Source organism: Devosia sp. CAU 1758, assembly GCF_054482695.1.
Genome location: NZ_JBTLRJ010000002.1, coordinates 567,124 through 591,653 on the forward strand (window position 1 = coordinate 567,124; position 24,530 = coordinate 591,653).

Annotated in this window: 20 protein-coding genes and 2 tRNA genes; 5 read left to right on the forward strand and 17 right to left on the reverse strand. The window is 60.6% G+C overall.

Going from position 1 to position 24,530, the window contains the following annotated elements:
• Positions 1-89: 89 nt before the first annotated feature.
• From ACXYMS_RS08785 to uxaC, 3 genes are all read right to left on the reverse strand, one after another.
• Entirely contained in the window at positions 90-611 is a 522-nt protein-coding gene (locus ACXYMS_RS08785; RefSeq protein WP_458905493.1) for a CAP domain-containing protein, read from the reverse strand.
• A 5-nt stretch (positions 612-616) separates the two neighbouring features.
• Positions 617-1,558: an aminoglycoside phosphotransferase family protein gene (locus tag ACXYMS_RS08790; protein WP_458905495.1), complete on the reverse strand. Its 942-nt coding sequence runs from the start codon at positions 1,556-1,558 to the stop codon at positions 617-619.
• 179 nt (positions 1,559-1,737) lie between these two features.
• Entirely contained in the window at positions 1,738-3,159 is a 1,422-nt protein-coding gene (gene uxaC, locus ACXYMS_RS08795; protein WP_458905497.1) for a glucuronate isomerase, read from the reverse strand.
• A gap of 223 nt (positions 3,160-3,382) precedes the next feature.
• On the opposite strand from uxaC, the gene ACXYMS_RS08800 reads away from it, so the two are divergent.
• Positions 3,383-3,550 (forward strand): hypothetical protein, encoded by a 168-nt coding sequence (locus ACXYMS_RS08800; RefSeq protein ID WP_458905499.1) that lies wholly within the window; start codon positions 3,383-3,385, stop codon positions 3,548-3,550.
• 216 nt (positions 3,551-3,766) lie between these two features.
• Here ACXYMS_RS08800 and ACXYMS_RS08805 read toward each other — a convergent pair whose 3' ends face one another.
• Positions 3,767-5,578 (reverse strand): bifunctional diguanylate cyclase/phosphodiesterase, encoded by a 1,812-nt coding sequence (locus ACXYMS_RS08805; RefSeq protein WP_458905500.1) that lies wholly within the window; start codon positions 5,576-5,578, stop codon positions 3,767-3,769.
• A 382-nt stretch (positions 5,579-5,960) separates the two neighbouring features.
• On the opposite strand from ACXYMS_RS08805, the gene ACXYMS_RS08810 reads away from it, so the two are divergent.
• Both ACXYMS_RS08810 and ACXYMS_RS08815 read left to right on the forward strand, forming a co-directional pair.
• Positions 5,961-6,173 (forward strand): cold-shock protein, encoded by a 213-nt coding sequence (locus tag ACXYMS_RS08810; protein ID WP_458905501.1) that lies wholly within the window; start codon positions 5,961-5,963, stop codon positions 6,171-6,173.
• A 100-nt stretch (positions 6,174-6,273) separates the two neighbouring features.
• Positions 6,274-6,441 carry a hypothetical protein gene (locus tag ACXYMS_RS08815; protein WP_458905502.1) on the forward strand — a complete coding sequence of 56 codons (168 nt, stop codon included), beginning with the start codon at positions 6,274-6,276 and terminating at the stop codon, positions 6,439-6,441.
• A 49-nt stretch (positions 6,442-6,490) separates the two neighbouring features.
• Here ACXYMS_RS08815 and ACXYMS_RS08820 read toward each other — a convergent pair whose 3' ends face one another.
• From ACXYMS_RS08820 to murA, 11 genes are all read right to left on the reverse strand, one after another.
• Positions 6,491-7,942: a UdgX family uracil-DNA binding protein gene (locus ACXYMS_RS08820; protein WP_458905504.1), complete on the reverse strand. Its 1,452-nt coding sequence runs from the start codon at positions 7,940-7,942 to the stop codon at positions 6,491-6,493.
• Complete coding sequence (locus ACXYMS_RS08825) at positions 7,942-9,177, reverse strand: putative DNA modification/repair radical SAM protein (RefSeq protein WP_458905506.1); 1,236 nt, start codon at positions 9,175-9,177, stop codon at positions 7,942-7,944. The genes ACXYMS_RS08820 and ACXYMS_RS08825 overlap by 1 nt, the downstream gene beginning before the upstream one ends.
• Positions 9,178-9,306: 129 nt before the next feature.
• Positions 9,307-9,382: transfer RNA gene (locus ACXYMS_RS08830), tRNA-Phe, on the reverse strand.
• A gap of 342 nt (positions 9,383-9,724) precedes the next feature.
• Positions 9,725-9,907 (reverse strand): DNA gyrase inhibitor YacG, encoded by a 183-nt coding sequence (yacG, locus tag ACXYMS_RS08835; RefSeq protein ID WP_458905508.1) that lies wholly within the window; start codon positions 9,905-9,907, stop codon positions 9,725-9,727.
• The gene (locus ACXYMS_RS08840; protein WP_458905510.1) at positions 9,907-10,545 is read right to left on the reverse strand and encodes a Maf-like protein; all 639 of its coding nucleotides are present in this window, start codon (positions 10,543-10,545) and stop codon (positions 9,907-9,909) included. The genes yacG and ACXYMS_RS08840 overlap by 1 nt, the downstream gene beginning before the upstream one ends.
• Before the next feature lie 107 nt (positions 10,546-10,652).
• Positions 10,653-10,871: a translation initiation factor IF-1 gene (infA, locus tag ACXYMS_RS08845; RefSeq protein ID WP_035082742.1), complete on the reverse strand. Its 219-nt coding sequence runs from the start codon at positions 10,869-10,871 to the stop codon at positions 10,653-10,655.
• A 194-nt stretch (positions 10,872-11,065) separates the two neighbouring features.
• Entirely contained in the window at positions 11,066-12,007 is a 942-nt protein-coding gene (locus ACXYMS_RS08850) for a UPF0262 family protein (protein WP_458905513.1), read from the reverse strand.
• An 8-nt stretch (positions 12,008-12,015) separates the two neighbouring features.
• Positions 12,016-13,308 carry a histidinol dehydrogenase gene (hisD, locus tag ACXYMS_RS08855; RefSeq protein WP_458905515.1) on the reverse strand — a complete coding sequence of 431 codons (1,293 nt, stop codon included), beginning with the start codon at positions 13,306-13,308 and terminating at the stop codon, positions 12,016-12,018.
• A gap of 9 nt (positions 13,309-13,317) precedes the next feature.
• Positions 13,318-13,749: a DUF2948 family protein gene (locus tag ACXYMS_RS08860; RefSeq protein WP_458905517.1), complete on the reverse strand. Its 432-nt coding sequence runs from the start codon at positions 13,747-13,749 to the stop codon at positions 13,318-13,320.
• Positions 13,750-13,855: 106 nt separating this feature from the next.
• On the reverse strand, positions 13,856-14,230 hold the full coding sequence (locus tag ACXYMS_RS08865; RefSeq protein WP_458905518.1) for a VOC family protein: 375 nt from the start codon (positions 14,228-14,230) through the stop codon (positions 13,856-13,858).
• Positions 14,231-14,469: 239 nt separating this feature from the next.
• Positions 14,470-15,762, reverse strand: a complete 1,293-nt coding sequence (murA, locus tag ACXYMS_RS08870) for a UDP-N-acetylglucosamine 1-carboxyvinyltransferase (protein ID WP_458905520.1) — start codon at positions 15,760-15,762, stop codon at positions 14,470-14,472.
• 543 nt (positions 15,763-16,305) lie between these two features.
• Here murA and ACXYMS_RS08875 point away from each other — a divergent pair.
• Together ACXYMS_RS08875 and ACXYMS_RS08880 are read left to right on the forward strand one after the other, a co-directional pair.
• Positions 16,306-16,380, forward strand: a tRNA-Thr gene (locus tag ACXYMS_RS08875).
• 186 nt (positions 16,381-16,566) lie between these two features.
• The gene (locus ACXYMS_RS08880) at positions 16,567-17,838 is read left to right on the forward strand and encodes a tyrosine-type recombinase/integrase (RefSeq protein WP_458905522.1); all 1,272 of its coding nucleotides are present in this window, start codon (positions 16,567-16,569) and stop codon (positions 17,836-17,838) included.
• 61 nt (positions 17,839-17,899) lie between these two features.
• On the opposite strand, the gene ACXYMS_RS08885 is transcribed toward ACXYMS_RS08880, so the two are convergent.
• Positions 17,900-21,214 carry a DEAD/DEAH box helicase family protein gene (locus ACXYMS_RS08885; RefSeq protein WP_458905524.1) on the reverse strand — a complete coding sequence of 1,105 codons (3,315 nt, stop codon included), beginning with the start codon at positions 21,212-21,214 and terminating at the stop codon, positions 17,900-17,902.
• On the reverse strand, positions 21,214-24,513 hold the full coding sequence (locus ACXYMS_RS08890; protein WP_458905525.1) for a site-specific DNA-methyltransferase: 3,300 nt from the start codon (positions 24,511-24,513) through the stop codon (positions 21,214-21,216). Before ACXYMS_RS08890 ends, ACXYMS_RS08885 begins: the two co-directional genes overlap by 1 nt.
• Between the last annotated feature and the right edge of the window lie 17 nt (positions 24,514-24,530).

Sequence of the window (24,530 nt, forward strand, 5' to 3'; positions counted from 1 at the left end):
CCACGGACTTAGCGTGCCGCCAAGTCCTATCTCGCTTCCCTCCCCGCAAGGGGGAGGGAGCGATGAACATGAGCATTCGACATTAATCGTTAGGCTTGGGCCCAGGCCTCATAGGGTCCGCCGGCGATGAGGGCCCAGTAGAGTTTGCCGGAGCCGGTGCGGGCGAAGGCGAGGCCGAATTCGGTGAAGCGGTTGGAGAGCAGAGTATTGCGGTGGCCCTGGGAGGCCAGCCAGCCTTCGATGGCGGAGGGGAGGGTCTTGTAGCCCTTGGCGACGTTCTCGCCCACGGCCAGTTGATAGCCCGCCGTGCTGACGCGCTGACGCAGGGTGACGCCGAGATCGTGGCTCAGGGTGTCCTTGCTGGCCATCAGCCGGGCCTGGGAGCGCGCCGCACTCTCCAGCAGCGGATTATATGTCCAGGCCCCAGCGCCATTGGCGCGGCGCACCGCGTTGATGGTGGAAACGATCTGCTCGCGCGACAGGTCCTCGGGGCGGTTCGAGACCTTTGCCGGGAGCGGTGGAATGGTCGAGGCGCAGGCCGAGAGCAGGGACGCCGCGCCAAGGGCGAGCATGGTGCGGCGGGACAGACGGAGGGGTGTGGACTGGGTCAAATGGTTCAGACCGCCTGATCATATGCGCTGAGAAGATTGGGAAGGACGGCGAGATCGCCGGTAATGGCATTGCCCGAGGCCAGATCCCAGCAGATCGAAAGGCCGGCATGGGCGGCCGCGAAGCCGAGCAACCGCTTGCGGTCGAGCCCGAGACGGGCCGAGAAGGTATCGGCCATGGCCTTGATCCGCCGCGGATCGGCGGACAGAATGGGCGCACCGAACGGGTTGCGGAAAGAATTGGCGAGTTCGTAATGCGGATCGCCGACCAACCCCTTGGGATCGATGGCCAGCCAGCCGCGATCGGAAGAGAGGATATTGTCGTGGTGCAGGTCGCCATGCAGCGGCCTTTCAGGCATGGGCTTGTCGAACAGTTTTAACGCAATGCCGGCCGAACGCGCATAGAGGTCTCGTGCCGTATGCGGCCAGGCGCGCATTTCGGTCTTGAACAGTGGCTCGAAGCGCTGGCGCAAGGGCTCCAGGTCAGAGGGCGCATCGGCGCGGGGTTGATGCAGGCGGCCCACAAGCGTGGCAATGGCGATACTGGCTTCCTCATCGCGACCGGCGCGGGCTGCATCGCCCAAGGTGCCGCCATCGAGCCATTCCATGAAGATGGTATCGCCGTGCATGTCGAAGACCGTGGCGGCGCCGTCGCCGGCATACCATTGCAGGAGGCGAGCGCCCCTGCCCTCCTCCTCGGCGACGACGGGTTTCAATATCTTCAGGGCGGCAAGGTTACGGCCGTTCTGCTCGACGCGAAAAATCCAGCTGCGCGGCGTTTCCGCGACGGGCGTGGACTTGGTCAGCGACCAGCGGATCATGGCGCGGCTGAGCGCCGTTTCGACAGGAGACTGATTCATCATGGCGCCATTAAAGCAGAAGCCGGGACGGGATTCGACGGCTCTGTGCTGGTGGCGGGTAAAGATGGTGGGAGTGGGGCGGGGCTTCACTATGGGCACCCCAGGGTCGTCCAGATGCGAACCCGGGTTCAACGGCACCCCCACCTAGCTGCGCTACGGCCTGACGGCCGAGCTTCGCTACCTCCCCCGTCAAGGGGAGGTGTCTGTGCGATTGGCCTAGCGGGGTGTTCGCCCACACTTTCAGCAGGAGGGTGTCTAGATAAGCAGGGCTACGACCTGATCCGATAAGCGTCCTTGGCGGCCTGGTAGCTCAGGTGGATGGCGATTTCCTGAGCGCTGGACTTGCTGAGGCGGTGCTCGGCAACCCAGTTGGCAAGGAAGCCGCAGATTTCGCGGCGCCAGACATCGTGGCGGGCTGGGATGGAAAGCAGGGCACGGGTGTCGTCGTTGAAACCGGCAAGGTTATAGAAGCCGGCGGTTTCCACCACCTGGTCGAGATAGCGGCGGATGCCCTGCGGGCTGTCGTGGAACCACCAGGGCGGGCCGATCATCAGGCTGGGCCAGTAACCGGCCATGGGCGCCAGTTCGCGCGCATAGGTGGTTTCGTCGAGGACGAACATGATGAGCCTAAGGTTCGGCTCATTGCCACAGCGGCTGAGCAGGGTCTTGAGGCCGCCCACATAGTCGGTGGGGCCGGGGATGTCGGCGCCAAGGTCGGTGCCGCGCTCGTCAAACAACAGCGGATCGGTATTGCGGCGCGAGCCGGCATGGATCTGCATGACCATGCCGTCCTCGACCGAGAGCAACGCCATTTCGGTCAGCATCTGGGCGCGGAACAGCTCGGCATCATGGGCGTCGTGACGGCCAGCCAGCACCTTGTCGAGCAGCGCCTGCTTTTCGGCGAGCGGCAAATCCGCAGTGTTAGCGGTGGGGACGCCGTGATCGGTGGCGACGGCACCGAAGCGGCGGAAATATTCGCGGCGCTTGCGATGAGCATTGATCAACCCATCCCATTTGCTGATGTCCTCGCCGGTGAGTTCGCCGAATTTTTGCAGGTTTTCGACAATGGCGGCGCGGCTGGGGTCGGTGACGTCATCGGGGCGATAGGTGGTGCGCACCTGACCGATGAGACCCTCATCGAGCATGGATTGGTGATGGGTCAGCGGGTCGAGGGCGAATTCGGTGGTGGCGATGACCTCAACCTTGAAGCGCCCAAGGATGGCGCGGGGCAAGAGGTCGGGCGTCGCCAGTTTTGCGTCGATGGCGTCATAGATGCTGTCGGCGGTGGCGGCGGAGAGTTCCTCGGTGATGCCGAAGACCGCATGCAGGGAGTGATCGACCCAGGTTTTCGACGGCGTGCCCATAAAGAGATGGTAGTTTTCGGCAAAGAGGCGCCAGGCCGTGCGGCCATCGGTTTCGACCGGCTTGCCGTCCCGGCGCGGGATGCCGAGCGCATCATAGGATATGCCGCGGCTCTTGAGCATGCGCAGCACATAATGGTCGGGTGTGAGAAAGAGCGCCGGGGGACTGGCAAAGCGGCCGTTTTGGGCGAACCAGGACGGGTCGGTGTGGCCATGCGGGCTGACGATAGGGAGATCGCGCACCGCAGGATAGAGATCGCGCGCGGTGGAACGGACCGGCTCGGACGCGGGAAAAAGACGATCGGGATGGAGATGGGATGGCTGGGTCATGGCAGCGGTTTTGCCATGTTCGCCCGCCGGATTCAATATCTTCCATACAAGATGCAAATAGGTGGCGTTTGAAACAAATTAACCGCGTTGCAAGGCTGTGGTTCGGCGCGGAGAAGAGGAGGCGTATTCTTTCTCCATCAGGGCGAGAAACAGTCCAGCAAGGCGGCTGCCCCGGCAAGGCAACAGGTGTTCAGGTGAACGCCATATGTAGCAGGGCGGACCCATGGCAAATCTCGATGCAGAGCAGTTTGGCACAGATCTGGCGGCAGTGCGGCGAGCGGTGCGCCGCAGCGCCCATAGCGAGCACCTGCGCACCATGCTGTTGGCGGCCACGCTGAGCGCCTTTGGCGTCATCGCGGTGGCGGCCACGCTGCTCACCAATCTCATCTGAGGGCGGTCCCCTTGAATGGGGACCAATTCCACCTATTTCGATAGCAAGGACGCAGCGTGCCCTCCAGCGCGCGTCTCATGTGCTCGGCGGTAGCATGTGCGTGGCGGAACCCCTTCCCCGGCTCGTTGCGCCGCTTATTCGCCAGAGCCAATAAGGGTCCGGACACTTCCCTCCGGTGTCCGGGCCCTCCTTATTTTCTGGCAAGCGTGGATTGCGTCAGGCGGAGGCGCGCAGGCGTTTGGACGCCGGCTGCTTCTGGCCGAAGAGGCGCAGCAGCCTTGTGACGTCGCTGGCCGGAACCGGACGGGAAAACAGGTAGCCCTGCCCCATCAGGCACCCGAACTGGCGCAGGACACCAACCTGCTGGGTGGTTTCGATGCCTTCTGCAATGACGCGCATATCCAGCCGGCGGGCGATATCGAGAATGGCGCGCACCACGACCTCGCTGGGCTGGTCGCCGCCCAGCTTTTCCACGAAGGAGCGATCGATCTTGATGATATCGACCGGAAAGCTGAGCAGGTGGGTGAGCGAGGCAAAGCCGGTGCCGAAATCATCGAGGGCCACCAGAATGCCCTGGGCGCGCAGAGCCTCGACAGCATGGGGCACGGCCTGATCGCTGCCGCCCATGAAGACCGCCTCATTGACCTCCAGCACGATGTGGCTGAGCGGAACATTGTGGGCCGCAAAAAGCTGTCCGACGCGCTCGGCGAGATCGCCGCGCTGGAAATCGCCGGTGGTGACATTGACGCCCACATGCTGGAACGGAATGCCCTCGTCGAGCCAGATGCGGATGTCGCGGGCAACCTGATCGAGCATCTTGCCGGTCAACTGGTAGGCGATGCGCGGATCATCGAGCCCGGCATGGAAGGCGCCGGCCGAGACGATGGTGCCATCGGGCATGACCAGGCGGGCCAGGGCTTCGAGGCCGACGATCTCGGCGGTTTCGAGCCGGACAATGGGCTGGTAATGCGGGATCAGCCGCCCTTCGGCCATGGCGGCGTCGAGCTGGCGCACCATGGCGATGCGATCGACAATGGCGGTGCGCAGATCGGGCCTGAACCCGACATAGCCGCCGCGGTGGGTCTGCTTGGCCTGATAAAGCGCGAAATCGGCATTCTGGCAGATGGTATCGGCGTCGGTGCCGTCCACGCCATAAAGCGCGCCGCCCAGGGTCACATGGGCGTCCACGCTCTGACCACCGACCGTGACCATGCCGGAAACGGCCGCCAAAACCCGGCTGGCTGCAGTCGCCAGGGTCGCGTGATCGGCGCAGTTCTCGACCAGCATGGCCATCTCGTCGCCACCCAGGCGGCAGGGCAGGATGTCCGGGCGGCACAGGGCGAGGCGCGCGGCAATGGCGCGGATGAGCGCGTCGCCCGCGGCATGGCCGATGCTGTCATTGACCAGCTTCAAATGATCGATGTCGAGCAGCAGCAGGCCGAAAGGCTCGGCGTCCAGCGTTTTCTCGGCCAGCGTGGCGTTGAAATGGGCACGATTGGGCAGGTCGGTCAGGGCGTCGAAATAGGCGAGGTGATGGTTCTTGGCATGCACCCGGTCATGCTCGATGGCCAGGGCGCACAGATGCAGGCAGGTGTCGACGATCTGGCGCTCGAAATCAGACGGGCCGCGCTTCGTGCCATAGTAGAAGGCGAAGGTGGCGACCACCTTGCCGTCAGCATTGCAGATGGGGCTGGACCAGCTGGCGCGCAGGCCCAGGGGCAGCGCCAGGCCCTTATAGTCCGTCCAGAGCGGGTCGGTTTCGATGTCGGTGACGATCACCGGCTCATTGCGCCAGGCGGCGGTCCCGCAGGATCCGGCTCTCGGACCAATGCCGGCGCCATCGATAGATTCGGAGAAAGCGGCCGGCAGGCTGGGGCCGGCCAGCGGACGCACCTTGCCATCGCCATCGATCAACAGGATCGAGCAGATGGCACCGGGCACGAAGCTCTCGACGCGGCGGCACAGGATGGCGCCGACTTCGCTCAGTTCCTCGCCGCGCGCGACGGCTTCCAAGACTTCCGTCTGCACGCGAAGCAATAGTTCCGTATCGCCCGCCAACATGGTCCGCCCTCAAGGTCAGGGGGACAATCTAGACTTGCCGGTGTAAAGGGAGCGTTTGCGGATAGATAAAAATTTGGGCAATCTGGCAGTAAACCCGTCGAAAAGTGGGTAGCTGGTATGCAAGAGGCGGCTTTTTGCATCAAATCTGGTCCGGCAACGCAACAACGCCTTGCTCTCGTCACGATCTGGAGTCATAAGGGCATCATACGTTTTCGGCCTCAGTCGGCTGCCTTTTGTCGGATCACTCCGACCTCTGGCTCTCGAGATCTGCAATGTGAACGTTGGAAGCACCAGCACCCCGTTGGGCTAACGCTCGTTCGCATCACGTCCGAGCCAAAGGAAAAGTAAAATGGCTATCAAAGGCACCGTCAAGTTCTTCAACACCACCAAGGGCTTTGGCTTCATCACCCCGGAAACCGGCGGCAAGGACCACTTCGTCCATATCTCCGCTGTCCAGCAGGCCGGCATCGACGGTCTCTACGAAAACGACAAGGTCACCTATGACGTCGAAAGCGGCCGCGATGGTCGTGAATCGGCCGTCAACCTGACGCTCGTTCAGTAGTCTTCGGTTTCAAACCGACGAAATTCGAAAGGTCGCCCTTTGTGGCGGCCTTTTTTGTTTTCGCGCGACGCCTCTGGTATGGTGGGGCATGATAGCCAATATGACAGCCCTCGAACGTGCCTTTGCTCTCGCCAATTCCGGGCGGTTCCACTCGGTCACGGACATCCGGAGCGCCCTCAAGGCAGAAGGCTACAGCCTGGAACAGATCACCGGCGGCGCGCTGCTCAAGCAATTGCGCCAGGCGATGGAAAGATCTGCCCAGCAGTAAGGTTACGCGGCCCGCTGGGCAAATCAGCATGACTGCGCTCGCGATCGCCTCAGTCCAAACCGGCCATCGCTTCCCGCACCAGCGTCAGATCAGCCTCGAACTTTTCGCGCTCGCGGCGTTTGCCCTCGGCGTCAGGAATGCGCAGGAGGTAGGAGGGGTGATTGGTGACAAAGAGCATGATGCCATCATCGAGCGGGATCGGTTCGCCCCGTAACTTGCCGATGGTTACGCTAGCCCGACCCAAGAGACTTTGTGCCGCCGTAGCGCCAAGGGCAACAATGACCTTGGGCTTGACGAAACCCATTTCCAGATTGAGCCAGAATTTGCAGGCCTGAACTTCCCCAGCATCCGGCCGCTGGTGAATGCGGCGCTTGCCGCGCGGTTCAAACTTGAAGTGCTTGACGGCATTGGTGACATAGACCCGGCTGCGGTCGATCCCCACCTTTTCGATCACCTCATCAAGCACCTTTCCGGCAGGACCGACAAAAGGCCTTCCCTGCAAGTCCTCCTGATCGCCGGGCTGCTCGCCAACGAACATAATGTCTGCCGAGGATGGACCTTCGCCGAAGACGGCCTGGGTGGCGTGTTCGTATAATGGGCAGCGCTGGCACCCCTCGACTGCCGCGCGGGCATCGACGAGGCTGCGTATGTCTTCGTGGTCCTGCGCGACCGGCGTGGGCCGACGCGCCTCCTGGCGCATGTGGCGGGCCGGCGGTTGGGTGGCAGCACGCTCGATCATCTCCTGCTCCATCGCCTTGGCATTGCGGATCAGCGGGGCAATGCGCTCCGCCTCGGGCAGGTTGCGCCAATATTTAACCGGCATCTCCGATTTCATCATCGCCACCTTCAACCGCGCCGGGTTGAAAATGGCGCCGTAATAGGTCTTCCAGTCGTCCTCCACAGCGTCTTCGGCAGGCACATCAGTGCGACTGCCGCCGGGCCCGAAACTCAAGACCTCACCATCCCACCAGGCGCTGGTATAAGGGGTGACGATTCCCCAGTTCATGCCCGCAAAGCGTCGCGCGAAAAATGGCGCGGTGGCCTCAAGGGTGAAATGCTCGGGCTCGAACCAGGCAATGAACCGCTCTTGGCTATTGGCATCGCGGACCGAGCGAAACCGTACGAAGGCTTTCATCTTGTGGCTATCGCGGTGGACCGCCGACGCCATGCGGGTCAGCAGGGCCACATCGCGATCTCCGGCATTGGCCAGCAGGTGCCGATCCGTCTGCAACCGCCAGAGCAGACTGAAGAGGATGGCAAAGCGCCCGGTATCACTGTGCTGGATTGCCGAGGCGGCAAGCTCCATGAACCCTGCCGGTACCGAGCCGACTGGCCCGTCGGGCCTGGGCAGCATGCCGTCGCCGGCCTCGAACAGGCCGTTCTCTTCCGCGCCGGTGCGCCAGACCACCTGCGAGGGCGCCATGCCGGCCATCAGCAGGCGCCGTGCCTTGCCCCGCCATTCATCGAGATCGTTGGGTGATTGCAACCTGACCGCGAGCATCAGAACAGGGCCAATTGTTCAGGCGGCGGCGCCAGCCGCTCGCGCAGGCGATGGTGGTCAAGGGACTGGCCGGGCGTCCAGTCGGCAGCGATGATGAAGGGGCGCACCTTGTCGATCGAGGCGGTCATGCGCGCCACATCCTCAAGCCTCAACCGATGATGCCGGCGCGCGGCGATGATGCGGTCCACGCTGCGCACACCCATCCCGGGCACGCGCAACAGCATTTCCCGGTCCGCCCGGTTGACGTCGACCGGGAAGCTCTGCCGCTGTTTGAGTGCCCAGGCCAGCTTGGGATCGATGGCCAGATCCAGGTCGCCCGCCTCGCCGCCGGAGACAATTTCTGGCACCTCGAAACCATAGAAGCGGATCAGCCAATCGGCCTGATAGAGCCGGTGCTCGCGCATCAAGGGCGGCGGCTTGAGCGGCAGTTTGGCGCTTGAATCGGGAATGGGCGAGAAGGCCGAATAATAGACGCGGCGCAATTGGTAGCCGGAGTAAAGCCCGGCCGCCCGCGTCAGTATCGCGGAATCATTGGCGGCGTCGGCGCCGATGATCATCTGCGTCGATTGCCCGGCAGGCGCAAATTTGGCTGGTTTCAGCGTGTCCTTGGCGTCGGGTTTCGACTCGTCAAGTTTTCCACGCAACCGAGCCATGGCCGTGCGAATTTCGGCCGGGCGCTTTTCCGGGGCGAATTGCTCAAGTGCGATATCGGTGGGCAGTTCGATATTGGTGGACAGGCGATCGGCCCAGCGGCCGGCTTCGAGAAGGAGTTCGGGCGCCGCGTTGGGAATGATTTTGAGATGGATATAGCCGGCGAAGAGATGGTCCTCGCGCAGGCTGCGCGCCACAAGGATCATCTGCTCCATGGTGTGGTCGGGCGATTTGATGATGCCCGAGGAAAGGAACAGACCCTCAATGTAGTTGCGGCGATAGAAGTTGAGCGTCAGTTGCACCACTTCGTCGACATCGAACCGCGCCCGCTGGACGTTGGAGGACGAGCGGTTGATGCAATAGGAGCAGTCGTAGATGCAGAAATTGGTCAGCAGCAGTTTGAGCAGGCTGATGCAGCGCCCGTCGGGCGCGTAGGAATGACAGATTCCGCTGCCTTCGGTCGATCCAATGCCTTTGGTGCCGGCGCTATTGCGTTTTTCGCTGCCGCTTGAAGCGCAGGAGGCGTCATATTTTGCAGCGTCGGCGAGGATTGCCAGTTTGCGGCTGAGAGTGAGTGCGGCCATTGTTCATCCTTTGTTCCATGCTTAGCGACTTTTTGGGTCATGCGCACTTCACAAAGACATGTGTGATCGCTTGATCAGGGACAGCGCAGGCGTTGCTGCTGCAGAGGACGTGCATCGGTTTTGAGGAAGTGGTGCCCAGAGCCGGAATCGAACCAGCGACACGCGGATTTTCAATCCGCTGCTCTACCAACTGAGCTATCTGGGCATCAGGGATTTTGCGACGTTGGCCGCAAGCCACGGGCCTTATAGGGGAACGGTTTTTGCCGCGCAAGCGTGAAAACGTGGTGTGGAAAAAGGGATTTGTGCCGTCGTGACGTGAGCGGGACGGACGCCTGGGCGCTTCCTGCGTGCGGAGGCCGTCCTTAGGGGTTACGCGGGGAGCATTGGTGATCTGAACCAGATCAGCGCCGTTTCGAGTGGCCCTCGGGTCAGGCCCGAGGGCGGCGCGGTGGCGATGAATGCCCCAGGCATTCCGTGCCCGTGGGCACCCCCACCCGGCCCCCGTCAAGGGGGAGGAGGCGCGGCGGTGTTTGCCGGGCTATTGTGGCTAGTTCTGGTCGTCGCCGTCCATGTCCGGAAGCGGTTCGTCGTCCCGGGCCGGGATGACGTAATTGCCGGTGAGCCAGCGGTTGAGATCGACATCGGCGCAGCGTTTCGAGCAGAAGGGCTTGAACTCTTCCACCATGGGCTTGCCGCAGATGGGGCATTTTTTCTGGCTCGACGCGGCCATCAGACCCCCGACAGGCTGGACTGGTTGAGCCAGTTGAAGTGCACCGGATAGCCCTCGCCGGCGAGGAGCTGGCTGGTTTCGTGCAGGGGCAGGCCGACGACGGCGGAATAGGAGCCGGAGAGCTTGACCACGAAGGCGCCGGCAATGCCCTGGATGGCGTAGCCACCCGCCTTGTCGCGCCATTCGGCGCTGGCGAGATAGGCTTCCATTTCCTTGGAGGACAGACGCTTGAAGCGGATGCGGGTCTCAACCAGGCGATGGCGGCGGGCACCCGAGGGGGTGATCAGGGTCATGCCGGTATAGACGCGATGGGCGCGGCCCGAGAGCAAGCGAAGGCAATCGGACGCCTCCTCCATGGTCTCGGCCTTGGGCAGGATGCGGCGCCCAACGGCGACCACCGTATCGGCCGCCAGCACCAGCGAATTGGCGCCAAAGCCGGCGACGCGCGCCTTGTGCTGGGCTGTGAGGGCCTTCAGGTCAGCCAGGCGCTGGGCCAGCTTGCGCGGCAATTCACCCTTTTCGGGGGTTTCATCGACATGGGCCGGCACCAGATGCTCCGGCTCGATGCCGATCTGGTTCAACAGGGCAAGCCGGCGCGGCGAGGCGGAGGCCAGGATAAGGTCCGGACGGCTGGCCATTCGTCAATCGAGCTCCGTGGATAGGCCGGGCCCTTCGCATGGCTCAGGGCGTTCGGTGCTCAAAACGATCCACCGGATCGTCTTGCCCGCCAAAGGGCGGTCGCGCCTCACTTAAAGCGATAAGTGATGCGACCCTTGGTGAGGTCGTAGGGGGTCATTTCGCACAGCACCTTATCGCCGGCGAGAACGCGGATGCGGTTCTTGCGCATGCGGCCGGCAGTGTGGGCGATGATCTCGTGTTCGTTTTCCAGCTTGACCCGAAAGGTCGCGTTGGGAAGCAATTCGGTGACCACGCCCGGGAATTCGAGCACTTCTTCCTTGGCCATACTTTCTCCTGAGAAGGTCCCGCGCGCCATCATGGCTAGCCGAGACCGCAAAATCGGGCGGAACCTACTTCAATTCATCGGTTTTGTGAACCACTTGCCCCCATCGGCGTTTCCGCCCGCCGATGAACAGGAGCAAATGGCGGATTTATCGTCCTTTCGGGCCGCAAAACAGCCGTCCGAACGGCGCCAAAGGGTCATGACACCAGGGGTTCGAGGCGGGTACGGACCCGCTTGCGGAGACTGTCACGCAGATTGCGATAGGCGTTGAGGACCAGTTCGCGGTTGCCCTCGACCAGGGAAGGATCTTCCACCTCCCACTCTTCCAGGGCACCCATTTCCAGCCCCTTGCGGCGCACCGCCCCAGGTGCATCATCGGACAGGGTGATGACGAGGTCGAAATGGTTGGCGACCAGTTCATCCAGGATATGGGGCGTGTGCACGCTCATATCAATGCCGACTTCTTCCATGACCTCATGCACGAACTGATCGGCCTTGCCGCCATTGACGCCCACCGAACGGGCAATGACGCGGCCAGGAAAGGACTGGCGAGCAAGCGCGGCGGCAATGGGGGAGCGCACCGAATTCATCGAGCAGACGAAAAGCACAGAGGGCAGTTCGCTGGTCGCCTCATCGATGCGGCTGGCATAGGGCTGAACGGCGCAGATGAGGGTGAAGAGGCGCCGCGCAGTATTGAGATCGATGATGATCTTGTTGGTGAGGCGGGAGCGCAGAAGCTCGGCAGCCTCGTTGTGCATGCCGCGCCGCGCCATGTCGACGGTTTCGATCTGGAAGGGTTGGGCGGAGCGGATGGCCTCGTAATAGGCGTCGCGGATGCGGAAATAGTCGCGGATCAGCCGACGGAACGGAGTCAGCGAGAGATAGTGTGCGGCGATGGGCTGGAAGGTTTCGGGGTGGCGCACATCGAGCAGGATGTAATTGCCGATGATCGAGATATGGAGCGCATAGGGCCCGATGGCGCTGACGCGGGCGGGACGGAACTCATTGTCCTCGAGCAGATCATAGATGGCGATGCGCCATTCATGCACCTCGTCGGGATTGATCGAGGTGATGGTATTGGGATCGAGGGTGACGGTGACCAGCCTGTCCTTTTCGGTCGCCGCCGGCTCTTTGCCCATGGATATGCTCACCGATTGAGCCGGATGGAGATGGACCGGCCATGGCCATCAAGATCCTCGACCCCGGCGATCGTGATGGCCGGCTGGGCCAGCGCCGACAGCGAGGACGGAGTGCACCCCAGCAGCGAGGTGCGTTTCATGAAATCGAGCACGCCAAGGCCCGAGGCGAATCGCGCCGAGCGGGCCGTGGGCAGCACATGGTTGGAGCCGCCGACATAGTCGCCAATGGCCTCGGGGGTGTGGTGGCCGAGAAAGATTGCGCCGGCGTGGCGGATGGCGGGCAGCAGGGATTGCGGATCGTCGATTGCCAGTTCGACATGTTCGGAGGCGATGCGATTGGCCAGGGTCGCCGCCTCATCGAGGGAGGCCACAGTGATGATGGCGCCCAGTTCGTCCCAGCCCTCGCGGGCAAGCGCCTGTTTGGGCAGAAGGGAGAGCTGGCGATCGATTTCGGCCTCGACCGCGTCGGCCAGCCTTGCGTCGGTGGTGACGAGGATGGACTGGGCCCCTGCCCCATGCTCGGCCTGGGCGATGAGATCGGCGGCGACCCAGGCGGGATTGGCGGAGCTATCGGCGATGACAAGAATTTCGGAGGGGCCGGCAATCATGTCGATGCCGACCTGGCCGAAGACCTGACGCTTGGCGGTGGCGACATAGGCATTGCCGGGGCCGGTGACCTTATCGACGCGGGGAACCGTCTCAGTGCCATAGGCAAGCGCCGCCACGGCCTGGGCGCCGCCAATGCGGTAAATCTCGGTGATGCCGGCAATCTGCGCGGCGGCAAGAACGGTGGGATTGATCTCGCCATCGGGCGTCGGCACGGCCATGGCAATGCGGGAAACGCCGGCAACGCGGGCGGGCACGGCGTTCATCAGCACCGAGGACGGATAGGAGGCAAGGCCCCCGGGGACATAGATGCCGACGGCATCAACGGGCGTCCAGCGCGAGCCGAGCGTGACGCCCAGCGCATCGGTGTAGACGTGGTCCTCGGGCTTCTGCTTTTCGTGATGAGACTTGATGCGATCATGCGCGGTCTGCAGCGCCGCCCGGACTTCGGGCGACACCTGCGCCGCCGCAGCGGCGATTTCGTCGGCGGTGAAGGCGATATCGGCGATAGTGAAGCTGGTACGATCAAATTTGTTGGTCAGTTCCACCACAGCCGCGTCGCCGCGGGCGCGCACATCGGCAATGATCCCGGCGACGGTATCGTTGACGTCCTGGCTGGACTCCCGCTTGGTGCCGAGCAGATCGGAGAAGCGCTGTTCGAAATCGGCTTCGGCGCTATCGAGGCGGATGGACATGGAAAGCTTTCAGTCGAGGTTGTGTACGGGCTTGGCCGAAGCTGCCCAAGCGGCACCAAGATCGGAGAGGCGGGCTTCGAGGTAATCGACGGCGAGGCGGACAGTGCCGCCACCGGCAAAGCGCAGTTCGACAACGCCGGAAGGGGCTTCGCCGGGCTCAAAGACGATGGCAAGCAGTTCCACCACGCCCTCGGGCGCGGCCGGATCGAAACCGGCAAAGGCCGCATGGGTGACGCCGCTGAAATGAAGGGCTGAGCGCTTGCGAATTCCCCTCGATCGCGGCTTGTCGCTTTCCCAGTCGAAGCGGTTCATCAAGAGCGCGAAACGCTGGTCGCGACGGGCATAACCCATGTCGTTGACGCGGATGATCGCATCCTGCGCATGGGCTGAAACAATTTCGAGGTCTTCGGTATCAAGCGCTATCAGCTTGAGATCGGTCATGAGCGAGGCCCTTTGGGATGGCGTTGACCCTATCTGGTCACGACGCTTCCGATCTACAAGTTTGCAGAGCAAGGGGCAATGCGCGTGTGGATAAGCGGGAGGCCGCCTATAGCGACTGCATCCAGCCGATGGCCGCGCCGGTGGGGTCCCGCAAGACACAGACCCGGCCGATATCGGGAATATCGTGCGGCGGCCTGATGGCGGTGGCGCCGGCTTCGAGGGCCAGCGCAAAACGCTCGTCGATATCGGACACTTCGATGAAGGCCAGCCAGTAGGAAAGAGTGGTTTCGACATCGCCCTGCTCGATGGCGCCCAGACCACCGACCATGGCTTCGCCCGAGCGGATGACGAAATAGGGAAGGCCCTCAAGGGAAAAGTCCTCATAGGTCCAGCCCAGAGTGCGAGCGAAGAAGACCCTGGCCTTCTCCACATCGGTGGTGAGCAGGTCGTTCCAGACAAAGGTGCCGTGGGGTCGCGTCATCTCATGCTCCCGCTAGTCAATCCATCGCTCGTGGCTTCGTGCCTTTTGCCGCTGCCACTTGGGCGTAGCCCCCATGGCTCGCGCACTCAAATCGACCCGGCGGATTGATTTGCCCTGCGGAACCTGCACAAGCCGGAGCGATTGGCCAGCGACATGGCTGCCCGCCATTCGAGCATAGCTCTCATGGCCTGATCCCCTAAAATCTCCCCACTGGGGAGATTTTGCCTGCGGCACGGCTCTCAGCCAGCAACTCGCTCGATCTCGGCGCCACACCGGCTGAGCTTGTCTTCCAACCGCTCGAAGCCGCGATCGAGGTGATAGATGCGGTTGACGACGGTTTCGCCCTTGGCGGCGAGCCCGGCGATGACCAGCGATACGGAGGCGCGCAGGTCGGTTGCCATGACCTGGGCGCCCCTCAGTTGAGGCTTGCCGGTGATGGTTGCGTGCTGGCCATTGACGGCGATGTCGGCGCCGAAACGCGCCAGTTCCGCCACATGCATGTAGCGGTTCTCGAAAATGGTCTCGCGAATTTGGCTGATGCCGCCGCTCATGGTCATGAGCGCCATGAACTGGGCCTGCAGATCGGTGGGGAAGCCGGGGAACGGGTCGGTCTCGACATCCACCGGCCTGATGCCATTGCCATTGCGGCGCACGCGCAGGCCATTGGCCTCGCTCGATATCTCGGTTCCTGTCTGGGCCAAGATGTCGAGCGCGGACTGCAGATGCTCGGGCCGGGCGCCCTTCAAGAGCACGTCGCCCCCGGTCATTGCCGCGGCCATGGCGAAGGTGCCGGTCTCGATACGGTCGGGGATCACTTCCACCGTGGCGCCATGGAGCTTTTCGACCCCCTCGATGGTCAGCGTCCGGGTGCCGATGCCGGAAATCCTGGCGCCCATGGCGACCAGGCATTCGGCGACATTGGTGATTTCGGGTTCCTGGGCGGCATTTTCGATCACCGTGGTGCCGCGCGCGAGCGTGGCCGCCATTAGGATCGTATGAGTCGCGCCCACCGAGACCTTGGGGAAATTCACCGTGGCACCGATGAGACCACCCTTGGGGGCGCGGGCAATGACATAGCCCTCGTCGATATCGATCTCGGCCCCCAATGCCTTCAAGCCATAAAGGAACAGATCAACAGGCCTCGTGCCGATGGCGCAACCGCCGGGCAGCGACACGCGGGCCTCGTGGCAGCGGGCCAGCAAAGGACCGATGACCCAGAAGCTGGCGCGCATCTTGGAGACCAGATCATAGGGAGCGGTGGTGTCGACGATATCGGCTGCATGGAAGGTCATACGCTGTCCCACGCCTTCTTCCTCGCCGCGCCGGCGGCCATGCACGGCGATATCGACGCCGTGATTTTCGAGAATGCGCTCGAGCTGCTTGACGTCGGCCAGACGCGGCACATTGTGCAGCACCAGCGGCTCATCGGTGAGCAGCGCGGCAATCATCAGCGGCAGAGCGGCGTTCTTGGCGCCCGAAATCGGGATCTCGCCAATGAGCTCATTGCCACCGACCAAACGAATACGATCCATAAAGAAGTCCTCAGAATTGACCCATGACGGGCCTGCTACCTGGTGGGAGGTAGGCGAGGTCTTCGTTGCCGCTTGGGCCAGACCAGCCACACTCTGGAAAGGGTGACGGGAACCTTGCGGCTCCCTTGCGCATCAGCCACAGGCAAAGCCGGGAGACGGCTTCCTGCACGATACCAATAGAATCTCCCGAAAAAGGTTTACGGTTTCTTGTCCGTGTCCGTTTCGGGAACCGAGGGATCAGATTGAGCGTCGCTCACTGTAGAGCGCGCCCTGGCCTGATCTTTCCGACGCCTGAGATTTTCCCGCAGCTTTGCGGCCAATCTTTGCTCACGCGCGGCACTCTGCTCCGCTTTGCCCATCGCCTTGCCGGCCCATCGATTCCATCCGGGCGCTTGATAGGCTGTTTTTGGCCTTGCGTCGAGGGAGGCACTATGGCAAAGGAGCCCCCGTCGCCGCGTCGGTTCCGACCGAGTGCAGCGGCCAGAGTGGTCGCGCCCTGTCACTGGAAAGTGGAACCTGCTTTTCCCTGGTGCGCCCCCAGATGCTGCCGTAGCTCAGTGGTAGAGCACTCCCTTGGTAAGGGAGAGGCCGACAGTTCAATCCTGTCCGGCAGCACCAGTTTTCCCAAAGATTTCAGTTAGTTAGCCCTTCGGTTGAAAGTGCAACCCATCGGCTTTACCGCTAGCACACGGGTAGCACGTCATTTGCCCGTTCATAAATTTCAAGGACTTAGCGGGTAGTTTGTGCCCGTGTTAGCACGGCCCTAGCACATCGACACACCGCATAAAGTCGAAGGGTGCCAGCATGAATGCCATCGACAAACGCCCCTATGAGCTGTTCCAGCGAAAGGACAGCCCAAACTGGTGGATGCGGTTTTCAATCACGGGCCACGGCCAAAAGCGGATCGGGTTGAAGACGCCCGACTTCGAGCTAGCGCGCGTGCTAGCCGAGCGAGAGTACCAGAAGGCGGTTTGGTCAGCTGAGGCAGGCGTTTTACAGGGGAAAACTTCCTTCAGCAAACTCGCCCAGCAATACCTTGATCGGCTCGATAGGCTCAGGGCTACCGACCCGAAGCAGGACACCAAGTACTTTCACGACAAGGGCATCATCGATCGATATCTAGTCCCATATTTCGGGAAGAAGACGATAACGTCGATCGGCCACGCCAAAGTGCAAGAGTACCTGGAATGGCGTCGTCAGTACTGGACCACCGGGCCGGGTAAGGACGAATACGCGATCAAATACGAGCGAGATGGAAAGCAGTTTTCTCGGCCGGTTCAGCATATCGAGCCGGCACTATCCACACTCCGGCGCGAGGCCGTAACTCTACGGAATGTGTTCAAACAGGCGGTCACGCTTGGCCACATTAAAGCGGCTGATATCCCTGCACCGGAATTGGCCATGGCTCCCAAGAACAAGCGTCCTTCGTTCACTGAGGCGGAAGTCGCCACTCTGCTGACCGAAGCGATGAACCGTATCGCGTTTGTCGGGAAACCCGACGAGCCCCAGCGGATGGTGGACGCAAAAACCCGTTTCGAGCGCGTGATGCTTTGGGGGTTTGTGCAGATAGCCATACATACAGGAATGCGACCGACGGAGTTGCACAATCTGTCCTGGGCCAATGTCGAGGGCCTTGAGGTTGCCCGAAAGACGGCGATCAAGGATGGTCGTATCCGTATTGTGGCCTACGGGAAGGGCAAAGCACCTCAACGGCTCGTTCCGAACGTCGAGGCGCTGGGAGGGTTCATTGCGCTCTGGGATGCATTCAAGTCCCAGTTTGGCCGCGATCCGGGCCCCACTGACGCCGTTTTTGTGAACCTCGATGGCGAGCGCGCCCAAAGTTACAAGAAGAGCCTCAACAGCCTTCTGGAGGCTACCGGCTTAAAGGCAGACGCCTTTGGTCGTGTGCGGACGGCATACAGCTTCCGGCACACCTATGCGACGAACCAGCTTCGCAAGGGCACGGACATCTACACGCTGGCCATCAACATGCGAACCTCGGTCAAAATGATCGAGATGTACTATTCGGATGTGGTGCCTGATGATGTAGCGAGCAGGCTGGAAGGCAGCTTCTAGCCTGGGCTTTGGATCTCAGGCGCAGACGTCAAGTCACGCACTTCATTTTGAGAGGTAAGTATCAAGCGAGTGCCTTGGCAATCAGCTTGTCAATGTACGTTGGCCCACCATCCTGCATGAAAAGGACATTCCGTCCCTCTAAATCTGATTTGGTTATGCCCATCGCGTTTACCAGGTCGCTCAACGGTGTAACCGAAAGAATGAAGGAATTGAGGACGATCATCCCATCGCCCAGTTGCTTCTCGATCTGCTTGATTTCTTTATACAAGCCGAACTTTGGGTCGGACAGGTTCAGGTTGCGGATGCCCTTTGGATCGATGAATGACAGCCATTGTTTGCCGCTCTTATCATCCACCAGCCACAGTAGGAAGTCAGGATAAAAATTCCCCGCCAAAGCAAAGCCAAGCCCCTTGGCACGATTGTCAGCATTACGCAGCAGGTAGAGGCTAAAGCCTTGCAGCTTCTCCTTCCCTGAAGGCGAGTCATAGAACGCCATTACGTCATCGACGAACTGCACCTCGCTGGGTTCACCGAGCGCTAGTGGTCGCATCTTGAGTGGAACGACTGCATCTTTAATGGGTGAAAGCAGAGGATAATACAGGTGCTGGCCGAAGCTGATGGCTACCATATGAGGAGCGTTCCACTTGCTGGCTTCGCCAAGGTTTCCCGACGCGACGAGGGCGGAGAGAGCGTCAAGTTTTGCCTTGTACTCAAGGCCGACATCAGTGTTTTCGATCTCGAACTGGTAGAGCTTGATGATTGAACCAGAGTCCTCTGTCACTGGTGCGACATCGTAGAACTCTCCCTCATAAGCCGCCTTCAGTCCTTGATAGAACCGATCAGTGTAGTCGATGAGCAACTGAAGCATGATGTCCTGCTGGCGCAGCACATCTGCAAAGGTGTCAACGCCAAGTTCTGCTTGGGGGATCAGCAGGGTGTACCAGCTGTCCGAGCCAAGGCAGAATTGCGAGAGTCGCTCATGGTCAACCTTCAGATTACTCCAGCTCTTCAGGAGCTTGTATTCTTGAATGGCGGTGAATAGCGTTTCCCAATCGAAGCAAGCGATTGCCGCTTTGCTAAGTTTGCCGCGATTTCGCTTATCCGGTGCGCTCGTTGCTGCATTTGCCGTGGTCGTAATCGCTTCGACCCGAGGATAGAGGTCGAGCACGACGTGCGGAGGCTTGATCTTGCCAGAGAACTCGATTGGAACATCGTACAGCGTCGGAAAGTGGACGCGCTTGAAGCCCCTGACCTGGTTGTCTTTATAGCCGTCTTTCAGCTTGAGCGTCTTGAGCCGAGTCCCGGACGGCAGGTTCGTCCTGGTCGGGAAGTCGAGCTGAATGATCTCGTCACTCGGCGTGATGCCCTCCTCCTTCAGGTAGTCCTTGAAGGTGGCCATATAGTTCGCGCGGACGCCGAAGATGTTCAGGGTCTCAAGGCGTTCCATGTGCGTGCCTTTGGGACGTTCGGCGGGAAGGGAGCGCTTCAGTGACATGCCGCGTCCTTTAAGGCGGACGCCGCGGCCGAACAACTGAATGATCTGCGACCCCTCGCCTTGCCCCATGTTGAGCAGGCCCATCGTCGACACCCTCCAGCTCGACCACCCTTCAGTGAATTTCCGCGACCCGATCAGGACATTCAGCTTGCTGTCCTTCTGGTTGATCGTTCCAAAAAGGCCGGTTCCGAAGTCGTCTGCTTCCGTGTCGAAATCGCCGTTGTCCTCAGCATTCTTGAAGAACCCAGAGTCGTCGCCAATGTTGATCAGGCCGAAGGGATCGAACGATCCTATCCTCAGTGCCAGCTCGCCTTTGCTGTTGCGCAGGTTCACCAGCTTTAGACGCTGACGGGCATCGGCATTGAAAAGCCGTTTCAGAATGTCGTCATAGATCGTCGTGGCATCCCGCTGCATCAGGGGCAGGAAACGTCCAGCGAAGATGTCGTTACCCTTCGGGTCCAGCAGCCGCGCCTTGTCAGCGACGAGGTCTGAGATCCACGTCGTAGCCTCGCTGGGATGGTTCAGGAACCATGCGAGGAATTTGATGACCTCAAGGATGTCGCTGTCCTCCCCGGCCACTGTGTTGCCTACGAAGACCCACAGGGGCTTTTCAATGTTGAAATCCCTAATCTTGTCGCGTTGCGTGTCCCAAAGCCAAATCTGCTGGTAGAAGCTGAGCAGGCAGGCCGTGAAATACAGGTCGCCGTGCTTGTCGTAACCCTTGTCGTCCAGGTTCAGGATCAGGGATTCCTTCCCGTACCCGTCGGCATAGAAGTACTTGTAGCTGTAGTCGATCAGCACGGCTTTGGCGTAGGCCTCGCGGATGCCTTCAATCCGGGCCCGGGCCCGATCTTCAGCCGTCAGCTGCAACTGCGCGCGTTCCGTGTCGTCCAACTGCTTCAGCGTCTTGTCGAACAGCCGCTTAGCCTTTGCCTTAAGGATGTCGTCCTCGGCCCTTGTGACGGTCGATCCTTTGGCGACCGACTGGCTGAAGGTCGCACTGTATTCGAATGCAAACCCGCCCTTCACCAGCGCCGCGCGCCGCGCCATCCAGACGCCGCCCGCGCTGCCGGTGCCGCGGTGGCCTTCGTCAACTAGAACCAGGTTGTTGCCCTCGAACGCGCCAGTGGCGACCGTCTTGTCGCCCATCTCGTCGGCCAGCTTCGTGACCTCGATCACGTCCACCCAGCCCTTGAACAGTGAACCGGTTTGGTTCTTGTCGAAGGCATGGGCGTTCATGCCGGACTCGTGGAATTCCTCCAAATGCTGGCGCGACAATCCTTCGTTTGGAGTTAGCAGAATGACCCGGTCAGGAAATACGTTGGCGTTGCCCGCCTGGAAGTAGTGGAGGTATTGAAGGATGTTGACATGCAGGATCAGCGTCTTGCCACTGCCGGTCGCGTTCCAGAAGGCGAGCTTGTTCAGATCGTCGGCGGTGTAGTCCTTGAAATCCTCCGCCCCATCTTCTGCCCGATACTCAGCCATCTGGGCATTCAGGCCGTCCAGCAGGTCCTGCCGCCGGCTGAAATACCAGTCGAGGTAGATCTCAGTGAACAAGAGCGACAGGTACTGGAAGTACTTCATCGTCAGCACTTCGCCGGTGGCGGCGTTGCGACGATGGGTGATCTTCTGCCAGTGGGCGACGATGTTCAGGTCATAGCGGCGCAACTCGACCCCGCTCACCTGGTCCATGTTGAACAGGTTGCGCGTCAGCTCGTGGAAGAACTTGGTCTGGCCGTCGTCGTCGATGCCCTGGTGCCGGTCCTCGCCCAACCGTGCCTTCAGCGTCATCAGGCCGTCGCCGTGGAAATGGCTGAGCATCCAGCGGTTCAGCACCAGCTCCTGATGGAACGTGCGCCTCTTCTTTGGTGTCCGCGCCATCAGACGTCATCCACGTTGAACATGGCGTCCAGGAAGGCGGGTTCGATCTGGCGCAGCATCAGCTTCTTGATGACGCTGCCCTCTTCCTCGGTCGTTTCCACCACCGAGGGGATGTTGTGATCGCCGTTGATGTAGACCACATCGTATTCGCTGTCGGCCGGGTTGATCGCTAGCTTGTCGCAGAGGCGCGTCAGCTCCTCGTAGCCGATCTTCTCGCAGTCTCGCCACAGGATCAGGGTCTTTTCACCCGTGGGCAGCCAGCCCTCGACCGTGACGAAGCCTTGGCGAAGCTGGATGTCGATGCTGCGGACGGTCAGGCCGATCAGGTAGTTGAAGGTCTCGACCAGATCGACCTCGCGTTCCTCCCAGGCCCCAGCGCTGTCGACAGCGACCTTGAGCGTGTAGTCGAAGGGATTGCGGAAATCCTGGACGGATAGGAGCGATCCCTTCGCCTCGACATCCAGCATGTAGTGCATCAGGTAATCGTCGCGCTTGTCGGCGCTGAAGCCTTCCAAAAGGCTGGCCTGCGCGGCCGACCGCTTCAGGTCAAGGTTGTTCAGCGTGTCCTCATAGCCCTCGATCTTGAGCACTTTCAAAGCATGGCTGATGCCGGTTTCGGGGGCGCTAGGTTTGCCGCCACGCCAGACGGACGAATATACAGTCTTCTTGAGCCGCGGGACTATCGTTGTTTCCAAATATGCATTTGTTTCGCATAGAAGGTAGCGTCGACTGCCGCCATCAAGCCGGTTTGAAGTAATTACCGCGCCACCCGTACTTCCCGAGCCGCCGAACGCGTCAACGATTAAGTCGCGCTTACTTGTTGTCATATTGACGAAGCGTGCTACGAAGTTTGTGTGCTTCGGGGCTAAGAAAACGCCCTTTGCTCCAAAGAGATTTGTGGTTTCCTTCTCTCCATCGGAGTAGTCTACGAAAATTGTCTTTGCAACATTCGTCTCAACTTCGTGCAGAAACCTCTTCTGTTGCGGAACCTTAGTCTCGTCTTCTCCAAATGCAATTCGGTGATCGGCAGTTAGCGACTCCCAGGAATTGCGCCCTGGATACTCTGGATCCACTTTGAATGTACCCTTCCATCCACGCGAAGGCATGGCAACCGGCTTTTCGGTGACCGGATGAATCGGCTGGTAATACCGATAGTTCGGGTGACTAGAGTCTTTAGTTGTGGAGGATTGCTTCTGGTCTGACTCCATGATGGTCCAATCGCTCTCACGATAGACCCAAAGTTTGGCCGCTATCTTCTCTGCCAGACTGTAATCGCAGTAATCTCCATCCGCGTCTCGATACTCACAAAATTTGTACTGGTACACTCCCTTCCAGGGGTCGTTGCGTTTTTCTTCCTCCCAATCGAGGCCATCAGCTTCGATCTCAGCTTTAAGCTTTTTTTGATGATCCCGATAAAGCTCCCGGATCTTTGCCTGGGCTTCGGCAGGGGAGGCGTATTCCGCGTTTAGCTGCTGAACCAATTCCATAACTTCAGTGAAGCCTGGCTTTGGTTCACGGAACATATTGAAATCAGACTCAGTGATTTGAAGTGATTTCGCATATACCTCAACATACTCGTGGTTGGTGGAGAAAGTCTTTGCCCTTCCATCATTTGTATTCTGAATCCAGATTAATTCAGAAACCCGATTCTCATCGCCAAAGACCGCATCCATAGCCGCAAGAAGGGTGTCTCTCTCTGTTTTGTCGATGCTGACAAAGCAGGCAGAGTTCTCTTTCATCAGATTACGAATTTTTCTTAGGCGGTTCTCCATCATGGATGCCCAAGATGAGTGCCTATAGTTGTTCTTGTAGGGAATTGCACTCACGTTTGTATTGTAAGGCGGGTCAAGATAAACGCATTTGACACTTTCGGCATATCGCCGCTCTAGCAAGGTTAGCGCCTGAAAATTGTCCCCATGCACCAGCAGCCCGTCTAGGCTGGCATCCAGATCGGGAATCGCTTTCAGCAGATCGGCCCGGAACTCCGCATCGAACAGCGCGGTGTCCACCATAAGGAAGGGCGCGGCCTTCAGATCCTCCACCGTCCCCGGCGCCGCAGAGCTCCGCATCCCCAGATCATGCCACTGCGCCCATTGCGCGGGGTTCGCCGCGATGGAAGGGTAAAGCTCCGCCGCCACCCGGTCGAGCGTCACGCAATACTGCGCCGCCACGACGAATTTCTTCTTCAGCCACAGCTTCTTCTGGAAAGACTCGATGCTGGCCAGAAAGGTGATCAGGTCCAGCGCGATGGCCCGCAGGCACTGGATCATCCGCAGGTTTTTCTCGATGGCGGCAAAGGCCTCGGCCCCCTGCACATCGTCGAGGTTCATCACCTCGTTCTTGATGAAGAAATCCAGTTCCCGCCGAAGGAAGCCGCCCAGATCCTTGTGGATGAAGTAATCGGCGGTGTTCTTCTGGGTGTAGGTCGTCAGGTGCTTTTCCAGCAGCGTGCGCTTGGGGTTCTTTTCCGTTGGTGCGCGGGTGGTTAGCGCCAACCAGCGCGCCTTGACCGCTTCATCGTCCAGGACCGCCGCCACGGCCTGATCGACCAAGACCTCTTGCTTGGTGCCCTTCGGCTGCGGGGTATAGTCGAAGCGGATCACCAGTGTGCCGTCTTCTTCGGCTACCGGCTGGATGGTTTCCTCGACCGTCTCGCCATCCTCATCCGTGCGGGTGACGGTGCGGGCAGTGGCCAGCACGAAGCGGCGTTCCTTGTCGTTTTCCTTGCGGTTGTCCTTGGCCGTGTCGGCAGCGACAAGTCGGAAGTGAACGGCGCGGCCATCATCCAGCTTGAAGCTGAAGTTCGAAAAGGACTCGCCAGACTTGGTGTAATACTGGTCGCGGTTAGCCCAGTGCAGCACGACCTCCTCCCCGGAATAGGGGATGGCATAGGTGTCGCCCTTGTAGCGGCGCTGGCTGATGAAATCGCCTTTATCATAATAGCGCGAGAAGAAGGTCAGCAGGTGCGAGAATACCTGGTTTTCATGCTCGGACGCGCCTGCGCTGGCGGCGGCGAGCTGGGCTCGGAGTTGTTGGACCTTAGGCGACTGGTCGGAGCTGATACCCGCTTCCACGGCTGCCTTTTCGGCCTTTGCGATGTCGGTGATGAGTGTTTCGATATTTGCCGCGGCCCCGGCGGCAAGCGCCTCGGCCACCCGTGCCTTCAGGCGCTGGGACAGGTAATCCTCAATCTCGCCCGCGCGGGCGTTGAGGATGCGATAGACGCCGAAATCAAGGTCAGGGCGGTCGATCTGGAAGATTTCGCGCAGCTTGGCAACGAGGGCGTCGAAATTGCTCATTGTTCTTATTTTCCTTG